The following is a 17,192-nucleotide window of genomic DNA, read 5'->3' on the forward strand; positions in this document are numbered from 1 at the left end:
CACCTCGCACAAACCCTCGCAACAAGCAAGCTTATGAAAAAAGCACTTTCATGCGCCTACATTAACCAGTTAGAACAATTGCCAAATGTAGGCAAGGCAACAGTTGCCGACTTGCACCTGCTGGGCATTACCGAACCGCAGCAACTCAAAGGGCGCAATCCTTACCAGATGTATGTCGAACTTTGTGTTCTGACCAAAGTCAGTCATGACCCCTGTGTCTACGACGTTTTCATTTCCATAGTAAAATTCATGGATGGCGAACCACCTCAGGCTTGGTGGCATTACACAGCAGAGCGCAAAGCCCATCTGGCATCCCCCTCCTCACTATAAGCCCATTCCTGACAAGATTACTCAAGTTTGCTATACTTGACTAAAATGCTCAACAACTCAGGGCATTCAGCTTTTTCTTGCGTGGAGTACCCTCGGAGTAATATATGCGACTGACCACCAAAGGACGTTTTGCCGTGACGGCAATGATAGACCTGGCCCTGCGCCAGGATAAGGGACCTGTAACCCTTGCGGGCATCAGCCAGCGCCAGGACATCTCCCTGTCCTATCTTGAGCAGTTATTTGGGAAGCTGCGCCGTCATGAAATCGTTGAATCCGTAAGAGGACCGGGCGGAGGCTACAATCTTGCCCGCAAAGCACAAAATGTCACCGTTGCCGATATTATCATCGCCGTTGATGAGCCCCTAGATGCAACACAATGCGGTGGCAAAGGTAATTGTCATGGCAGCGACCATGAAAATGGCCTGCACTGTATGACACACGACCTGTGGGCGACGCTGAACGCCAAAATGGTCGATTACCTGGATTCTGTTTCGCTCCAGGATTTAGTCAATCAGCAAAGACAGAAAGCATCAGAAAATCATGTAGTCGTCATGCACCATACGCATGCCAGCCACATTGCCTCTTGAATATTTGGAGTTTTAAATGAACGCCCCTTTGGAACAAAGCCTGCTTGATACACTGAAGTCACCGCATTTCCCTATTTACATGGATTATTCGGCGACGACGCCAGTTGATCCTCGTGTTGCTGACAAGATGATTCCCTTCTTGCGTGCACAATACGGCAACCCCGCCTCACGCAGCCATATGTATGGATGGGACGCAGAAAAAGCGGTGGAAGATGCACGTGCTCAAGTGGCAGACCTGGTCAATGCTGATCCGCGTGAAATCATCTGGACTTCCGGCGCGACAGAAAGCAATAACCTGGCGCTCAAGGGCGCAGCAAATTTTTACAAGGCCAAGGGCAAGCACATCATCACGGTAAAAACCGAGCATAAAGCAGTGCTGGATACCGTGCGTGAACTGGAGCGCCAGGGCTTTGAAGCCACTTACCTGCAACCAGGCGATGATGGCTTGATTACAGTAGAACAATTGAATGCCGCCATACGTCCCGACACCATCCTGGTATCCGTGATGTGGGTCAACAATGAAATTGGTGTCATCCAGCCTATCGCTGAAATTGGTGAACTGTGCCGCGAAAAAGGCATTGTATTCCACTCCGATGCAGCGCAGGCGACTGGCAAAGTACATATCGACCTGGAAAATACCAAGGTTGATCTGGTGTCTTTCTCTGCACACAAATCCTATGGTCCGAAAGGCATAGGCGCGCTGTATATCCGCCGCAAACCACGTGTACGCCTGGAAGCACAGATGCACGGCGGCGGTCATGAACGCGGCTTCCGTTCTGGCACACTGGCAACCCATCAAATCGCCGGCATGGGTGAAGCCTTCCGTATTGCAAAAGAAGAAATGGAAAGCGAACTGGCACACGTACGCGCCATGCGTGACCGCCTGGCAAAAGGCTTGCAAGAAATTGAAGAAACCTATGTCAATGGTGACATGGAACACCGTGTACCACACAACCTGAATGTCAGCTTCAACTATGTTGAGGGCGAATCCCTGATCATGGCGATCAAGGATATTGCAGTATCATCCGGCTCAGCATGCACCTCTGCCAGCCTGGAACCATCTTACGTATTGCGCGCACTGGGCCGTAGTGATGAGCTGGCGCATAGCTCAATACGTTTTACCATCGGCCGCTTCACGACAGAAGAAGACATCGACTTTACGATAGATTTGCTGAAGTCCAAGGTTGCCAAGTTGCGTGAATTGTCCCCCCTCTGGGATATGTACAAGGACGGCATTGATATATCCACTATCCAGTGGGCTGCACATTAATTCAATATTGAATGCGTATTTAAAAAACGCATTTGAGAAAATCAAGGAGCATCAAAATGGCTTATTCTGAAAAAGTTTTAGATCACTATGAAAACCCACGCAATGTTGGCGCTTTTGAAAAAGGCGACGACACAGTAGGCACTGGCATGGTTGGCGCACCTGCTTGCGGCGACGTCATGAAATTGCAAATCAAGGTAGGCGCTGATGGCGTTATCCAGGATGCAAAGTTCAAGACTTATGGCTGCGGCTCGGCGATTGCCTCTTCTTCCCTGGTCACTGAGTGGGTCAAGGGCAAGACACTGGACCAAGCCCTGGAAATCAAGAACACGGCGATTGCTGAAGAACTGGCACTGCCACCGGTCAAGATCCACTGTTCCATCCTGGCGGAAGATGCGATCAAAGCTGCTGTGCTGGATTACAAAAACAAGCACAGCGCTGAACAAAGCGCCTGAAATTAGTTTCAAGATTCGCTTCAAGAAAACCGGCAACAAAAGTTTAGTAGCAAAAAACTGGAATAAATATGGCTATCACACTCACAGAAAAAGCGGCAAAACATGTGACCCGTTATATGGAACGTCGCGGCAAAGGCATAGGCCTGCGTTTTGGCGTACGTACCACCGGCTGCTCAGGCATGGCTTATAAGCTTGAGTATGTGGATGAAATCGGTAACGACGATCAGATTTTTGAATCGCATGGCGTCAAAGTGTTTGTAGACCCAAAGAGCCTGCCCTATATCGACGGTACCGAACTGGATTTTGCCCGCGAAGGTTTGAACGAAGGCTTTAAATTCTACAACCCCAACGTCAAGGACGAATGCGGTTGTGGCGAAAGTTTCAGGATTTAAGGCTGGCGCAGATGCAGAATCATTTTGATTTGTTTCAGTTGCCGCAGCAATTTGCACTTGATCAGGGACAATTGGATGCAGCTTACCGCGAAGTGCAAAACCAGGTGCATCCTGATAAGTTTGTGCAAGCCAGCGAGGCGGAAAAGCGCGTTGCCATGCAATGGGCAACCAGGGCCAATGAAGCTTATCAAACCCTCAAGAAACCGCTGAAGCGTGCGCGCTATCTGTGTGAATTGCAAGGCGTGGATTTACAAACAGAATCCAACACCTCCATGCCCGGTGCATTTTTGATGCAGCAGATGGAATGGCGCGAAGCCTTTGATGAGGCGCGCCAGGATAATAACGAAGCCACCTTATTACGGCTCGAGCGTGAACTGAATAGCGCCTTAAGAACGCAATTGCATGCGGTTGGCGACTCGATAGACCTGGGCAAGTTTGAAGAGGCTGCATTGCAAATCCGCACTTGCATGTTTCTCGAAAAATTTATTGCAGATATTGCTGCGCTCGAAGAGTAATTTCGAATAACCCGGCAAATCTGCCTGTGCTGATTTGCCTTTTTTGGATGCCTAGCCATCCCTCTCACCATGGCATTACTGCAGATTTCTGAACCTGGCATGTCCACCGCTCCACACCAGCACAGGTTGGCAGTCGGCATAGATCTGGGCACGACTAACTCCCTGGTTGCAACTGTACGCAATAGCATCCCCGAAGTATTGAATGATGAAGAAGGCCGCCCTCTGCTGCCGTCGGTAGTACGCTATTTGCCAAATGGCCATGCCCATATCGGCTTCAAGGCCCAGGCCGAACAAAGCAATGACCCCAGGAATACCATAGCCTCGGTCAAACGCTTCATGGGTCGCGGCTTGAAAGACATCGCCTATGCCGAGAATTTACCCTATGATTTTCATGATGAGCCAGGCATGGTGCAGATCAAGACTGTGGCTGGCATCAAGAGTCCGGTAGAAGTATCCGCACAAATTCTGGCCACACTACGCCAGCAGGCAGAAGATGCCCTGGGTGATGATCTGGTTGGCGCTGTCATTACCGTCCCTGCCTATTTCGATGATGCACAAAGACAGGCAACCAAGGATGCAGCCAAACTGGCTGGCCTGAATGTCTTGCGTCTGCTCAATGAGCCTACCGCTGCAGCAATTGCCTATGGCCTCGACAATTCTTCAGAAGGCATCTATGCCGTCTATGACCTGGGTGGTGGCACCTTTGACATCTCCATCCTGAAGATGAGCAAGGGAGTATTCGAAGTCCTGGCTACTGGTGGCGATTCTGCCCTGGGTGGTGATGATTTTGATCACCGTCTGTTTTGCTGGATTTTGCAGGAATCCAGGCTGGCACCGCTGTCAGACGAGGATACCAGCGCCCTGATGGTCAAAGCACGTGAAGCCAAAGAAATTTTGTCGAACAAGCCTTCTACCTTTATTGATGCAAAACTCAATTCTGGCGAATCTGTCCACTTGCAGATCAGCGCAGCGGCATTTGCCGAAATGACACAAAACCTGGTAGTCAAAACCACGACGCCTTGCCGCAAAGCCCTGCGCGATGCTGGCCTGACTGTGGACGATATTGATGGCGTGGTGTTGGTGGGTGGCGCAACACGCATGCCACATGTACGCAAAGCTGTAGGCGAATTCTTTCAGACTACGCCGCTGGCCAATATTGATCCTGACAAAGTCGTAGCACTTGGTGCCGCGATACAGGCCAATCTACTGGCAGGCAATCGCGCTCCTGGCGATGACTGGTTGTTGCTGGATGTAATCCCTTTATCGCTGGGCGTGGAAACCATGGGTGGCCTGGCTGAAAAAGTCATCCCACGCAATTCCACCATCCCCTGTGCGCGTGCGCAAGAATTTACCACTTTCAAGGACGGTCAGACTGCCATGGCCATCCATGTCGTGCAAGGCGAACGTGAATTAGTGAGCGAGTGCCGCTCGCTGGCACGCTTTGAATTGCGTGGCATCCCTCCTATGGCAGCTGGCGCTGCCCGGATACGCATCACTTATCAAGTAGATGCGGATGGATTGCTGTCAGTGTCAGCGCGCGAACTACGCTCCGGCGTGGAAGCAGCAATCACGGTCAAACCATCATATGGCCTGGCCGATGATGAAATCACGCGTATGTTGCAAGACTCATTCACTTCAGCAGATGCCGATATGCAGGAGCGTGCCTTGCGTGAAGAAGTCGTCGAAGCTGAACGTATTTTGCTGGCGACTCAGTCCGCACTGAATGGTGACGCCCAATTGCTGAGCAGCACAGAGCAAGGACAGATCAAAGCATTGATGGATCAGGTCGCCGGATTGAAAAACGGCAAAGATTATCAGTTACTCCATGCCGCCATCACCGCTCTTGCCAATGGTACGGAAGAATTTGCCGCACGCCGCATGGATCAAAGTGTGCGCAGTGCACTGGCCGGAAAAAAACTGGATGAAATAGTCTGACCGCTCAAAGCGGCGCACCTACATATTCAAATAGCTAGATTACGAGAACAACATGCCACAAATTATTGTCTTGCCACACCCACAGCTTTGCCCAGAAGGAACTGTCATTGATGCGCCTGAAGGTAAATCGCTGTGCGAAGCCCTGGTTGAAAGCGATGTCGAAATCGAACACGCCTGTGAAATGTCTTGCGCTTGCACCACCTGCCATGTGGTAATACGTGAAGGCTTTAATTCATTGAATGAATCTACTGATGACGAAGAAGACCTGCTGGATGCAGCCTGGGGCCTGGAAGCGACTTCGCGCCTGTCATGTCAGGTTAAACTGGGCAAGCAGGATATCACGATAGAAATCCCGAAATACACGATCAACCACGCACGCGAAAATCATTAATACTGGTTTGCTATGCGCTTACTGCTAAGTGAGGCTCAACATGAAATGGACAGATACCTTCAGAATCGCCGAAGCTCTCAGCGATAAATTCCCTGATGTTGACCCATTGAAAGTACGCTTCACTGACTTGCACAACTGGATCGTCGATCTGGAAGAATTTGATGACGATCATGCACGGGGTGGTGAAAAGATACTCGAGGCCATACAAATGGCCTGGATAGAAGAGAATAAATAAATCTACCTTCTTTTTTTACAAACACATACCAGTTCATTCAGGGTCCCAGCAATCATTTCATTGTTTTTGGACATTTGGATACACAGAGCAAACACGCAAGAATCATAACTTGCTGAAACGCAAAAAACCTTTTAGTATTTTAGAATTGTTTGTGCGATCATTAAACTGTGTATCCGTGTCTGATCTGTAAATGAATGTCTGGCGAGAAATAACACTTAAAATCGCCGGCTCTACCTACCGGGAAGTGTTGCACAAGGACCTTGCAATGCAGTTTCGACATCTTTTATCTGCGCTACGCAGTCGAATTACGCTGAGACTGGCGATTATTCTGGCTGTCGTATTCGGATTGACCGTCCCAGCTGCCATACTCATTCCCTACCATTTGCACACAATAGAAACTGCTGCCCAACTCAGAAATGCAGAAGATCATAATCGCCTGGTCGAAATTCTCTCTGTCATTTTAAGTGAACCCTTGTGGCAAATCACACCCGAGATTGCCAATATCTCTAGCGAAGTCGTGTACTCCGACCCCAGGGTAGCCACCATAGAAGTCATTACCTTGCCCGACCGCAAGGAATTCATCAAGAATGATACGCGAAAAAAAAACCAGAAGGGCCCGTTCACCAGCATGGTCAGGGAAATCAAGCATGGCGGGCAAGTCATAGGCCAGGTCAGATTGACCCTGGCGGAAGATTTACTGCAAGAAAGTCTTGCATCCGACTTCCGCCGCTATGTAACGACAGCGGTTTTATCACTGATACTGGCCATCCTGTTTATCCTCGTCGTCTTGCAATGGCGCCTGGTGCAACCAGTCAGAATATTGATGGGGCAGTCTGATCGCCTGGCCAATGGCGAACTAAATGATCCTATTGCGCTAAATCGCGAAGACGAATTGGGCCATTTGGCCACCAGCCTGGAAGCAACCCGCCAGGCGCTGCAAAGATCCTTTGGCGAACTGGAAATCAAGAATCAGCAATTACTGGAATATTCGGGCACCCTGGAATCCAAGGTCAGGCAACGCACGCAAGAGCTGGAAACAGTCAATCAAAATCTGGAAGCCGCATTAACCAATGTCAATTCTGCGCAAGCGGAATTGGCGAGGGTAGAACGCATGGCGGCACTGGGCTCCATGGTGGCCGGCGTTGCTCACGAACTTAATACTCCTCTGGGCAATTGCCTGCTGGTAGCCAGTACACTGGAAGAAGAAACCCGCAATCTGGTCAGGATGGTAGAAGAAGGCAAGATGAAACGATCTGACCTGACACGCTATGCGACAACCGCCGTTGATTCAACAAAATTGCTATTGCGTGGCCTACAACAATCCGCGCATCTGGTGGGCGACTTCAAACAGGTTGCGGTCGACCAGTCCAGCGCGCAGCGCAGGCAGTTTGCCTTGCTAGTTATGTTACAGGAACTCACCGCCCTGCTCCACTCCAGCTTGCGCAAGACTCCCTTCACACTGGAACTTGATATTCCATCTGAAATACAGCTCGACAGTTATCCAGGTTTGCTCGGTCAGGTTTTCACCAATCTGGTCAATAATGCAGTCGCCCATGGTCTCGAAGGACGAGAAGAAGGCCATATGCGCTGCACCGCCGAACAACAAGGCGACCATGTCACTATCATCTTTGAAGACAATGGCAAGGGAATTTCGGCAGAAATTATTAACAGAATTTTTGAGCCCTTCTTCACCACCAAATTTGGCCAGGGCGGCAGTGGCCTGGGCTTGAGCATTACCTTCAATATCATTTCCAATGTGCTTGGCGGCAGCATTCACGCGACCAGTGTAGTTGGACAAGGGACACGCTTTGAAATCAAGCTGCCTCTGGTGGCACCAGGTGAGCCTGAATCCAGCAATCCCTTGCTGAGCAAGCGCTAAACTCAATTGCCTCCTTTGTATTAGCTGGTGCCACCAGGAGCCAGACTATTTACGATCCCCAAGTGTTTTTTCTTACCCTAAGGTATACTAGCGCGCTGGATAAGATAGCAATTCAACATAATAATTAATTAAGTACCATGCACCAATACCTTGATTTCATGCGCCATGTGAAAGAACACGGCACTCAAAAAACTGACAGAACCGGCACTGGCACTGTGTCCGTATTCGGCTATCAGATGCGCTTTGACCTGAGCCAGGGCTTTCCATTGGTGACGACCAAAAAATTGCACCTGAAATCCATCGTCCATGAACTCATCTGGTTTTTGGCAGGCTCGACCAATATCAAATACCTGACCGACAATGGCGTTTCGATCTGGAATGAGTGGGCCGATGCAAATGGTGATCTTGGCCCCGTATACGGCTCGCAATGGCGCAATTGGCCTACGCCTTCTGGTGAACACATAGACCAGATCAAGCAAGTTGTAGCACAGATACGCAGTAACCCAGACTCGCGCCGCCTCATCGTCTCTGCCTGGAATGTCGCCGACATACCGCAGATGAAGCTGCCACCCTGCCACATGATGTTCCAGTTTTATGTCGCTGACGGAAAATTATCTTGCCAGCTATATCAACGCAGTGCAGATATCTTTTTGGGCGTACCCTTTAATATAGCTTCGTATGCCTTGTTGACCCATATGGTGGCACAGCAGACAGGTCTTGAAGTGGGCGATTTCATATGGACGGGCGGTGATTGCCACTTGTATTCGAATCACATGGACCAAGTTAACGAACAATTATCACGTAACACTTTGCCATTGGCTCAATTAGTGATCAAGCGCAAACCTGAATCCCTCTTTGACTATCAATTTGATGATTTTGAGTTTGCCAATTACCAATTCCACCCTGCAATCAAAGCACCTGTTGCAGTGTAAACCCTGGATTCATGAGTATGTCATCTTTAAGTATTATTGTTGCAACGGATAGCAAACAAGGCATAGGCATAAATAACAAATTGCCATGGCATTTGCCTGAGGATCTCGCCCATTTCAAGCGTACCACCAGCGGCCACGCCATCGTAATGGGTAGAAAAACCTTTGAATCCATAGGCCGGCCATTGCCAAACAGGCGCAATATCGTAGTTACCCGTAATCCTGAATGGCAACATGCGGGGGTTGAAGTTGTTGCCTCTTTGGATGCAGCCCGTGCTTTGTTAAGCAATGAATTGGCTTTCATTATTGGAGGCGCCCAGATTTATCAGCAAAGTCTGGATCTGGCTGATGAACTGATCGTGACTGAGATACAACAGGAATTTGCATGTGATGCTTTTTTCCCTGTAATCAATCCGCTAATATGGAAAGAGACGGGAAGAGAAAAACATTACTCCCAGGAAAATAATTTGCACTTCGCATTTGTCACTTATAAAAAGATTTAGGATTACTATGTCAGGACACGGATTTCACGTACACGGCCCACATGACCACGAACTGGAACATGCAGCGCACGGCAATGATGATTTTGCCAGTAAAATTGCGGTAATGACTGCCATTATGGCAACTGTTGGTGCCTTGTTTGGCTATGAAGGTGGCGCTACACAGAATGATGCCGCCATGTACAAAAATGATTCTGCCATTAAAAAGACAGAGGCATCGAACCAATGGAATTATTACCAGTCCAAGTCCAGTAAGCAAAACCTGGCGGAACTGGCAATGGTGATCCCTGGCTCGGATGCAACAAAATACAAAGCAGAAGTTGAGCGCTACAAGTTAGAAAAAGAAGACATCAAGAAAAAAGCAGAGGCATTGGAAAAAGCTAGCCTGGCTTTTGAAGAGAAGTCTGAACAAGCTTTGCACCAGCACCATCGTTGGGCTCAGGCGATGACAGCTGTGCAAATTGCCATTTCCCTGGCAGCAATCACTTTGCTGACCAAAAAAAAATGGCTGCAATATGGCTCATATGGCGTGGCTGGGGTTGGTGTGGTATTGGCTGGACTTGCCTCGCTGCACATATAGTAATAGTAGAGTGAGAAAAAAATAATGAAAAAACTACTGGGTATCACATTATTGGCGGCGGCTTGCTCTGCAGGAGCGCAGACCGCACAATTTGTGCAACTGGTTCCTTCTAGCTACTTACCCAAGGATGTGAATTTCTCCCTGGGTGCAGCAGCACTTAGCTTGCCCAAGTACACCGGCTCTGATGAGCGCCGTCTGGCTGCTTATCCCATGTTCGACGCACAATGGAAGAACGGTGCATTTTTTAGTGCAGTGAATGGCCTGGGCTATAATTTTTCCAAAGATGCTGGAGTGCAGTATGGCTTGCGCATGTCTCTGGAGGCCCCTCGTGACGAATCACGCTCAGCCAAGCTTCGCGGCTTGGGTGATGTGAATACCACAATCGAGCCAGGTGCTTTTCTGAATTTTAATCTCGATCAAAACTTCTCCCTGGCCTCATCCATACGGTATGGTTCAGGAGTTGACCACAACGGCGTGCAAGTCAGTTTCGGCGCACGTGCGACCACTTTGCTAAGCCCTCAGCACCGCTTGTCTGCCAGTATAGGCGCGAATTGGGTTAATAGCGCCTATATGCAATCTTATTTTGGCGTAAATGCAGCACAATCTGCAGCCAGCGGCTATGCCCAATTCACACCGTCGTCAGGTATCTCGGATATTAAACTGGGCGCAAGCTGGCATTGGACGATAGACAGCAACTGGTCATTGACCACAGGTGCATCGGTGAGCCGCCTCAATGGCGATGCTGGCAGAAGCCCCTTTGTCTTCCAGAAAAATCCTGTCACAATCTTTTCTGCCGCCAGCTATCGCTTCTAGCAAGCTATACACAATATGTTGCGAATTAAGAGTACTCTGCAATGAACTGAGTACTCTTTTTTATTGCACACTTTGCTCATGCAATTATCTGGGTTTATTGAATAAAATTTATCTCCATGCGCTTTTTTCTAAGCAAGATATGGCGCAATTCCTGATTTGATGACAATCAGATGAAATTTTACATTTCCAGCCAAAAACCTGCGATTTTTTCACATTAGCCAGCCCATATCTGAGAGAATTCGCTTCTTTGAATTTTTCGGCGCGCAAGCGGTTGATTTAACTTGCCCAGGCGTCTCCCTTGTAACAAGCTTTTTTGGAGACCTCCATGAAATTCCGCTTCCCCATCGTCATCATTGACGAAGACTTCCGTTCTGAAAACACCTCTGGCCTGGGCATACGCGCGCTTGCTGATGCCATAGAATCCGAAGGCATGGAAGTATTGGGTGTCACCAGCTATGGTGACTTATCCCAGTTTGCCCAACAACAATCACGTGCTTCCGCTTTTATCCTCTCGATTGACGATGAAGAATTTGGGGATGGCACCGATGAAGAGACAGATTACGCATTAAAGTCCCTGCGTGCCTTTGTAGAAGAAATTCGCTACAAGAATGCCGACATCCCAATTTACCTGTACGGTGAAACCCGCACTTCCCGCCACATCCCCAATGACATCCTGCGTGAATTGCATGGTTTCATTCACATGTTTGAAGACACGCCAGAATTCGTGGCGCGCCATATCATCCGCGAAGCCCGTTCTTACCTGGATGGCCTGGCTCCACCGTTTTTCCGTGCACTGGTGCATTATGCCAATGATGGATCCTATTCCTGGCATTGCCCTGGTCACTCAGGTGGCGTAGCCTTCCTGAAGTCACCTATAGGCCAGATGTTCCATCAGTTCTTTGGTGAAAACATGCTGCGCGCCGACGTGTGTAACGCCGTGGAAGAGCTGGGGCAATTGCTCGATCATACCGGCCCGGTTGCCGCGTCCGAACGCAATGCAGCACGCATTTTCAATGCGGATCATTGCTACTTCGTGACCAACGGTACTTCAACGTCCAACAAAATGGTCTGGCATTCCACAGTCGCTCCTGGCGATATCGTTGTGGTTGATCGTAACTGCCACAAGTCCATTTTGCACTCCATCATCATGTGTGGTGCGATACCGGTTTTCCTGATGCCTACAAGGAATCACCTTGGCATTATCGGCCCTATCCCGCTGGAAGAATTCAGCATGGAAAGCATACAAAGGAAGATAGAAGCCAATCCTTTTGCTCGTGAAGCCAAAAACAAGAAACCGCGCATCCTGACCATCACGCAATCTACGTACGACGGTGTGTTGTACAACGTCGAAGTATTGAAAGACTTGCTGGATGGCGAAATCGACACCCTCCATTTCGATGAAGCCTGGTTGCCACATGCGACTTTCCATGACTTTTATAAAGACATGCATGCCATAGGCAAAGACAGACCACGTGCCAAAAAATCGATGATTTTCTCTACCCAGTCCACGCACAAATTGCTGGCTGGCATTTCGCAGGCATCACAAATACTGGTACGTGAATCCGAGACGCGCAAACTCGATCGAGACAGCTTCAATGAAGCCTATCTGATGCACACCTCGACATCGCCGCAATATTCGATTATCGCCTCTTGCGATATCGCAGCAGCCATGATGGAAGCACCAGGCGGTACAGCACTGGTGGAAGAATCCATACTCGAAGCACTGGACTTCCGTCGCGCCATGCGCAAGGTAGATCAGGAATGGGGCAAGGACTGGTGGTTCCAGGTTTGGGGGCCGGAAGAATTTGCAGCAGACGGAATCGGTTCGCGCGAAGACTGGATGATACGTGCCGAAGATGACTGGCATGGCTTTGGCAAACTGGCGCCGGGCTTCAATATGCTAGACCCGATCAAGGCTACCATCGTGACGCCTGGCCTGTCGCTGGAAGGCAAGTTTGGCGAAACAGGCATCCCCGCCTCGATTGTCACCAAATACCTGGCTGAGCATGGCGTTATTGTTGAAAAATGCGGCCTGTATTCCTTCTTCATCATGTTCACGATCGGCATTACCAAGGGTCGCTGGAATACTTTGCTGACTGCCTTGCAACAGTTCAAGGACGACTATGACAAGAACCAGCCTATGTGGCGCATCTTGCCAGAGTTTGCTGCGGCAAATCCCCGTTATGAAGGCGTGGGCTTGAAGGATCTGTGCCAGGGTATACATGAAGCCTATAAAGGGCATGATGTGGCACGTCTGACGACAGAGATGTATTTGTCTGACATGCAACCGGCAATGAAACCATCTGATGCTTTTGCCATGATGGCGCACCGCGAAACTGAGCGGGTATCGATAGATGAGCTAGAGGGTCGCGTTACTGCCATTTTGCTGACACCTTATCCACCCGGTATTCCACTGCTGATTCCTGGCGAACGTTTCAACCAGACTATTGTTGATTACTTACGCTTCGTGCGTGATTTCAATGAAAAATTCCCTGGTTTTGAAACTGACTGTCATGGTCTGGTCAAGGCCGAGATTGATGGCAAACGTGGTTACTTTGTTGATTGCGTCAAATCTACGGCCGAATCTGGCAAATAAAGCGGTTTTAGTCATTTAATCGCCAGATGTGCCTCCTTAAAAAGCACTTATTGTCAAAGAAAGGCAATAAGTGCTTTTTATTATACAAACGAGCAACATCGCACTTAATTTGCCCTGATTTTCGATATACAATCGATCCGGTACTTCACATTACGGACACAGGACATGGGTGGTGCAACAGGACTAATGCCAATCAAGCACGCTGAGATCAGCGTGGGTCAGGCCGTACCCTGGCCTATCTATGATGAACAAGGGCATTTGTTGATGGCTTCTGGTGTCAAGGTAGAAAGCCAGCATCAATTGGACGGCTTGCTGGAGCACGGCTATTGCAATCCAGACGCCATGTGGGACACCATACCTTCCAAGATGACGCCAATTTCCAAGCCTGCTTCATCTCAGTCAGGTTCTCCTGGCAGTAGCTCACCTTCCCCTCAAGATGCCCATAAAGATGTCCTGATGGAGCTTGATAGCGTACGCTGGAATGTGGGTGAAACACTCTACCTGCAAGTCCATGACCATACGGCCATGCGCTACACAGTCAGACTGATAGGCTTTGTCAAAAACATGTCCATCATGGTCACAGCACCAACAATGGATGGTAAGGCGGTCATCATTCGTGACGGACAAACCTTTATTGTGCGGGCCTTTCCCGGCAAGAAAGCCTATGCCTTCACAGCCTCAGCCATCAAATCTGTCTACTCCCCCCACCCTTACCTGCATATTTCTTACCCAAAACAGGTGCGGTGCACAACCATACGCCAGGGCTCACGGGCAACTGTAAAAATTATCGCCTCCCTGACCATAGGAGATCCCGAGCAAATGGCAGCTGCCACAATAGGCGATCTTAGTATGGGCGGCGCTTCTGGCGTCATCAAAAAAGCCGTGGGCAAGAAAGGAGATGTGGGGGTGCTCAAATTCAAGGTCAGCGCAGCTGGAAATGATGAATACCTCAGTCTGAATGTCATCTTGCGCTCGCAGGCCCCTACCGAAAACGGCCTGGAGTACAGACATGGTTTTGAATTTATTGATGTCTCTGCACAATCAAAACTTATACTTTCGGCATTCGTTCATCAAACTCTGGCTGAAATAGATTAATCCCCTTTAAATAAATTATCTTTCCAGCAATTTATGGCAAAGTGAAATAACAATCATTCCGGGTCATTACATCTACTTACTTTCTACGCACAAATTGCACCACCCCTAACGGTTTGTTACACTTTATGGCGGTTTGCGCCATAGGCATGGATTAGAATTGACTTTCCAGAATGAAATTTTCTGTGAATGGATAATAGGAGTTATCATGCCAACAATCAGGATTTCCACATTCAAGCATTGCTTGATTGTTCTCGCTGTTTTCGCCCTAAGTTCCTGCGGTGGCGATCAAAAGACTGCATCGTCTAATGTCAGCACACCAGCACCAGCACCAATTTCATCACTGCAGCAATTGTTTGCGCCGGCCCCTGCCACGAGCAACACGGTGGCAAACTTTAACGGTAGCCGCTCCAACTATACAATTACGTTGAGTAGCACAGGCTACTCAGTCAAAGACAACATGGGAACTGACGGTGCCGTCGGCATCTCCCCCAGCGTCCAGCAACTGGTTTTCAAGGACGTTTCTGTCAACCTGCAAATTTCCAATCTGGCCTCCAGTATTTCTGCAAATGACTTGAATTCCATTGTAGAACTATACATTGCCTACTTTAATCGCATCCCGGACGCGAATGGGCTGGCTTACTGGATCACCCAGTTCAAGAATGGCATGCCTATCAACAAGATCAGCGATTCTTTCTACACTGCAGCCATACAGGACTCTGCATTGACAGGCTATGCCCCCAATGCAAACAATGTCGATTTCGTCACCAATGTTTATCGCAATGTGTTAAGCCGCGCACCTGATCAGCCTGGTTTGGATTACTGGACCAACAACCTCGCCAGTGGCGCGGTTGACCGTGACATCGTCGTGCGCTCCATGTTGATTGCAGCACACGGCTATGCAGGCGATCCCGTTTATGGCTGGGTAAGCAGCTTGCTGGACAACAGGACCAGTGTCGCCAAAAACTTCGCCATACAGCAAGGTCTGACCTACCTCAGTAGTGCAGATTCCATTACCAAAGGCATGGCACTGGCATCTACAGTTACCTCTACAGATACCAGTGTCGCCAATGGCTTGATACAAGCCTTGGTGGGCTTTCAAACCAACAGCAATGCACCAAGCCCGGCACAAGCATCGCGCTTCCTTGCGCAAGCCAGTTTCGGCGCCAACAATGCCGATATCAATAGTCTGATCGGCAGTAGCTATAGCGCTTGGATAGACAAACAGTTTGCCATACCACAGAAGCTGCACCGCAGTTATATGGATGCCCAGGCTGCAGGCTTTATCAATGGATTGAAAGATCTCAGTCAAAATAATTTCTTTGAATCCTACTGGCAGCAAGCAATTAAGGGGGATGATCAGTTAAGGCAACGTGTCACCTTCGCACTTTCGCAAATCATGGTAATTTCCTTCCAGGATAGTAATGTCGCCAACTATCCACGCGGCGTTGCAGGATATTACGATACGCTGGCAGCAAACTCTTTTGGTAATTTCCGCAATCTGCTGGAAGCCGTCAGCCTGCATCCCATGATGGGCACTTATCTGACTTCCTTGCGCAATCAAAAGGAATCTGGAACTCAGGTACCAGATGAAAACTATGCACGCGAAGTCATGCAGCTTTTCACCATAGGCCTGTATCAGTTGAACCAGGATGGCAGCAATGTCCTCAGTGGTGGCAAGCCAGTAGAGACTTATTCCAGCTCAGACATTGCAGGTCTGGCTAAAGTCTTTACCGGCTGGAGCTGGGCCGGCCCGGACAAGAGTGATACCCGTTTTTTTGGCGGCAATGCAGATGCCAACCGCGATTGGCTGCCTATGCAAAGCTATCCCAAATATCATTCTGTCTCGGCAAAGACCTTCCTGGGCGTGACTATTCCCGCGCAATCACCAGCCAATCCTGAGGCCAGCCTGAAAACTGCCCTGGACACTTTATTCAATCACCCAAATGTTGGTCCTTTCATAGGAAAACAGTTGATACAACGCTTGGTCACCAGTAACCCTAGCCCACAATATATATCCCGGGTGGCCGCTGCCTTCAATAATAATGGCTCAGGCGTCAGAGGTGATATGCGCGCAGTCATCAAGGCCATTTTGCTGGACAATGAAGCGCGCACCGATACCACTTTGGCTTATGCCAATACTGGCAAACTGAGAGAGCCCGTCTTGAGACTGGCTAACTGGATGCGTGCATTTAACGTCAATTCCACATCCGGCCGCTTCCTCATGACAAGCATGGATGATCCCCTGAGTGGCTTGTCTGAAACACCGATGCGTGCACCTTCCGTATTCAACTATTATCGTCCGGGTTATGTGCCGCCAAATTCCAGTATTGCCAATGCTGGCCTGGTAGCACCAGAAATGCAGATTACTGGCGAGACTTCGGTAGTTGGTTATCTGAACTTCATGCGCGATGTCATTCCAAATGGCACAGGTTCCTCACGTGATGTCAAAGCCGATTACACCAGCCTGATTGCGTTGGCAGCAACACCGGATTTATTGCTGGATCAGTTGAACCTGAACTTGATGGCAAATCAAATGAGCAGTAACTTGCGCAGCCAGATTTTGACGGCAGTGAATTCTGTCGCCATCCCAACCAACAATGCAGCCAATGCAGATACGGCGAAAAAGAATCGTGTTTACCTGGCAATTTTCCTGACTATGGCTTCACCTGAATACCTGGTCCAAAAATGAAGGG

At 49.1% G+C, this 17,192-nt stretch carries 17 protein-coding genes; all 17 read left to right on the forward strand.

Features of this window, described 5'->3' with window-relative positions; genetic code table 11:
• Window positions 1-33 precede the first annotated feature (33 nt).
• The 17 genes from ACO0LC_RS15310 (at window position 34) to ACO0LC_RS15390 (ending at window position 17,188) form a co-directional block, all read left to right on the forward strand.
• Window positions 34-330, forward strand: a complete 297-nt coding sequence (locus tag ACO0LC_RS15310) for a helix-hairpin-helix domain-containing protein (RefSeq protein WP_423004541.1) — start codon at window positions 34-36, stop codon at window positions 328-330.
• 104 nt (window positions 331-434) lie between these two features.
• Window positions 435-917, forward strand: coding sequence for a Fe-S cluster assembly transcriptional regulator IscR (gene iscR, locus ACO0LC_RS15315; protein WP_423004543.1), 483 nt, complete (start codon window positions 435-437; stop codon window positions 915-917).
• A 16-nt stretch (window positions 918-933) separates the two neighbouring features.
• Entirely contained in the window at window positions 934-2,187 is a 1,254-nt protein-coding gene (locus ACO0LC_RS15320; RefSeq protein WP_423004545.1) for an IscS subfamily cysteine desulfurase, read from the forward strand.
• Between the two features lie 56 nt (window positions 2,188-2,243).
• The gene (gene iscU / locus ACO0LC_RS15325; RefSeq protein ID WP_186951509.1) at window positions 2,244-2,639 is read left to right on the forward strand and encodes a Fe-S cluster assembly scaffold IscU; all 396 of its coding nucleotides are present in this window, start codon (window positions 2,244-2,246) and stop codon (window positions 2,637-2,639) included.
• 68 nt (window positions 2,640-2,707) lie between these two features.
• A complete protein-coding gene (gene iscA / locus ACO0LC_RS15330) occupies window positions 2,708-3,031 on the forward strand; it encodes an iron-sulfur cluster assembly protein IscA (RefSeq protein ID WP_186945385.1) in 324 nt (107 codons plus the stop codon).
• 11 nt (window positions 3,032-3,042) lie between these two features.
• Entirely contained in the window at window positions 3,043-3,546 is a 504-nt protein-coding gene (gene hscB / locus ACO0LC_RS15335; protein ID WP_423004547.1) for a Fe-S protein assembly co-chaperone HscB, read from the forward strand.
• Between the two features lie 69 nt (window positions 3,547-3,615).
• Entirely contained in the window at window positions 3,616-5,481 is a 1,866-nt protein-coding gene (gene hscA, locus ACO0LC_RS15340; protein ID WP_423004549.1) for a Fe-S protein assembly chaperone HscA, read from the forward strand.
• A 52-nt stretch (window positions 5,482-5,533) separates the two neighbouring features.
• On the forward strand, window positions 5,534-5,872 hold the full coding sequence (gene fdx / locus ACO0LC_RS15345; RefSeq protein ID WP_162041509.1) for an ISC system 2Fe-2S type ferredoxin: 339 nt from the start codon (window positions 5,534-5,536) through the stop codon (window positions 5,870-5,872).
• Window positions 5,873-5,912: 40 nt separating this feature from the next.
• Window positions 5,913-6,107: a Fe-S cluster assembly protein IscX gene (gene iscX / locus ACO0LC_RS15350; protein WP_423004551.1), complete on the forward strand. Its 195-nt coding sequence runs from the start codon at window positions 5,913-5,915 to the stop codon at window positions 6,105-6,107.
• A gap of 265 nt (window positions 6,108-6,372) precedes the next feature.
• Window positions 6,373-7,986: a sensor histidine kinase gene (locus tag ACO0LC_RS15355; protein WP_423004553.1), complete on the forward strand. Its 1,614-nt coding sequence runs from the start codon at window positions 6,373-6,375 to the stop codon at window positions 7,984-7,986.
• Window positions 7,987-8,123: 137 nt separating this feature from the next.
• Entirely contained in the window at window positions 8,124-8,918 is a 795-nt protein-coding gene (locus ACO0LC_RS15360) for a thymidylate synthase (protein ID WP_423004555.1), read from the forward strand.
• 17 nt (window positions 8,919-8,935) lie between these two features.
• Complete coding sequence (locus ACO0LC_RS15365; RefSeq protein ID WP_423004557.1) at window positions 8,936-9,418, forward strand: dihydrofolate reductase; 483 nt, start codon at window positions 8,936-8,938, stop codon at window positions 9,416-9,418.
• Between the two features lie 7 nt (window positions 9,419-9,425).
• Entirely contained in the window at window positions 9,426-9,995 is a 570-nt protein-coding gene (locus ACO0LC_RS15370; RefSeq protein ID WP_423004559.1) for a DUF4337 domain-containing protein, read from the forward strand.
• A gap of 24 nt (window positions 9,996-10,019) precedes the next feature.
• Window positions 10,020-10,808 carry a MipA/OmpV family protein gene (locus tag ACO0LC_RS15375; RefSeq protein ID WP_423004561.1) on the forward strand — a complete coding sequence of 263 codons (789 nt, stop codon included), beginning with the start codon at window positions 10,020-10,022 and terminating at the stop codon, window positions 10,806-10,808.
• Window positions 10,809-11,133: 325 nt separating this feature from the next.
• A complete protein-coding gene (locus ACO0LC_RS15380; RefSeq protein ID WP_423004563.1) occupies window positions 11,134-13,404 on the forward strand; it encodes an Orn/Lys/Arg decarboxylase N-terminal domain-containing protein in 2,271 nt (756 codons plus the stop codon).
• A 186-nt stretch (window positions 13,405-13,590) separates the two neighbouring features.
• The gene (locus ACO0LC_RS15385) at window positions 13,591-14,499 is read left to right on the forward strand and encodes a flagellar brake protein (RefSeq protein ID WP_423004565.1); all 909 of its coding nucleotides are present in this window, start codon (window positions 13,591-13,593) and stop codon (window positions 14,497-14,499) included.
• Between the two features lie 205 nt (window positions 14,500-14,704).
• Complete coding sequence (locus ACO0LC_RS15390; RefSeq protein WP_423004567.1) at window positions 14,705-17,188, forward strand: DUF1800 family protein; 2,484 nt, start codon at window positions 14,705-14,707, stop codon at window positions 17,186-17,188.
• Window positions 17,189-17,192: the final 4 nt, after the last annotated feature.

This window comes from Undibacterium sp. JH2W (assembly GCF_049340425.1).
In the GTDB taxonomy this organism is placed as follows: domain Bacteria; phylum Pseudomonadota; class Gammaproteobacteria; order Burkholderiales; family Burkholderiaceae_D; genus Undibacterium.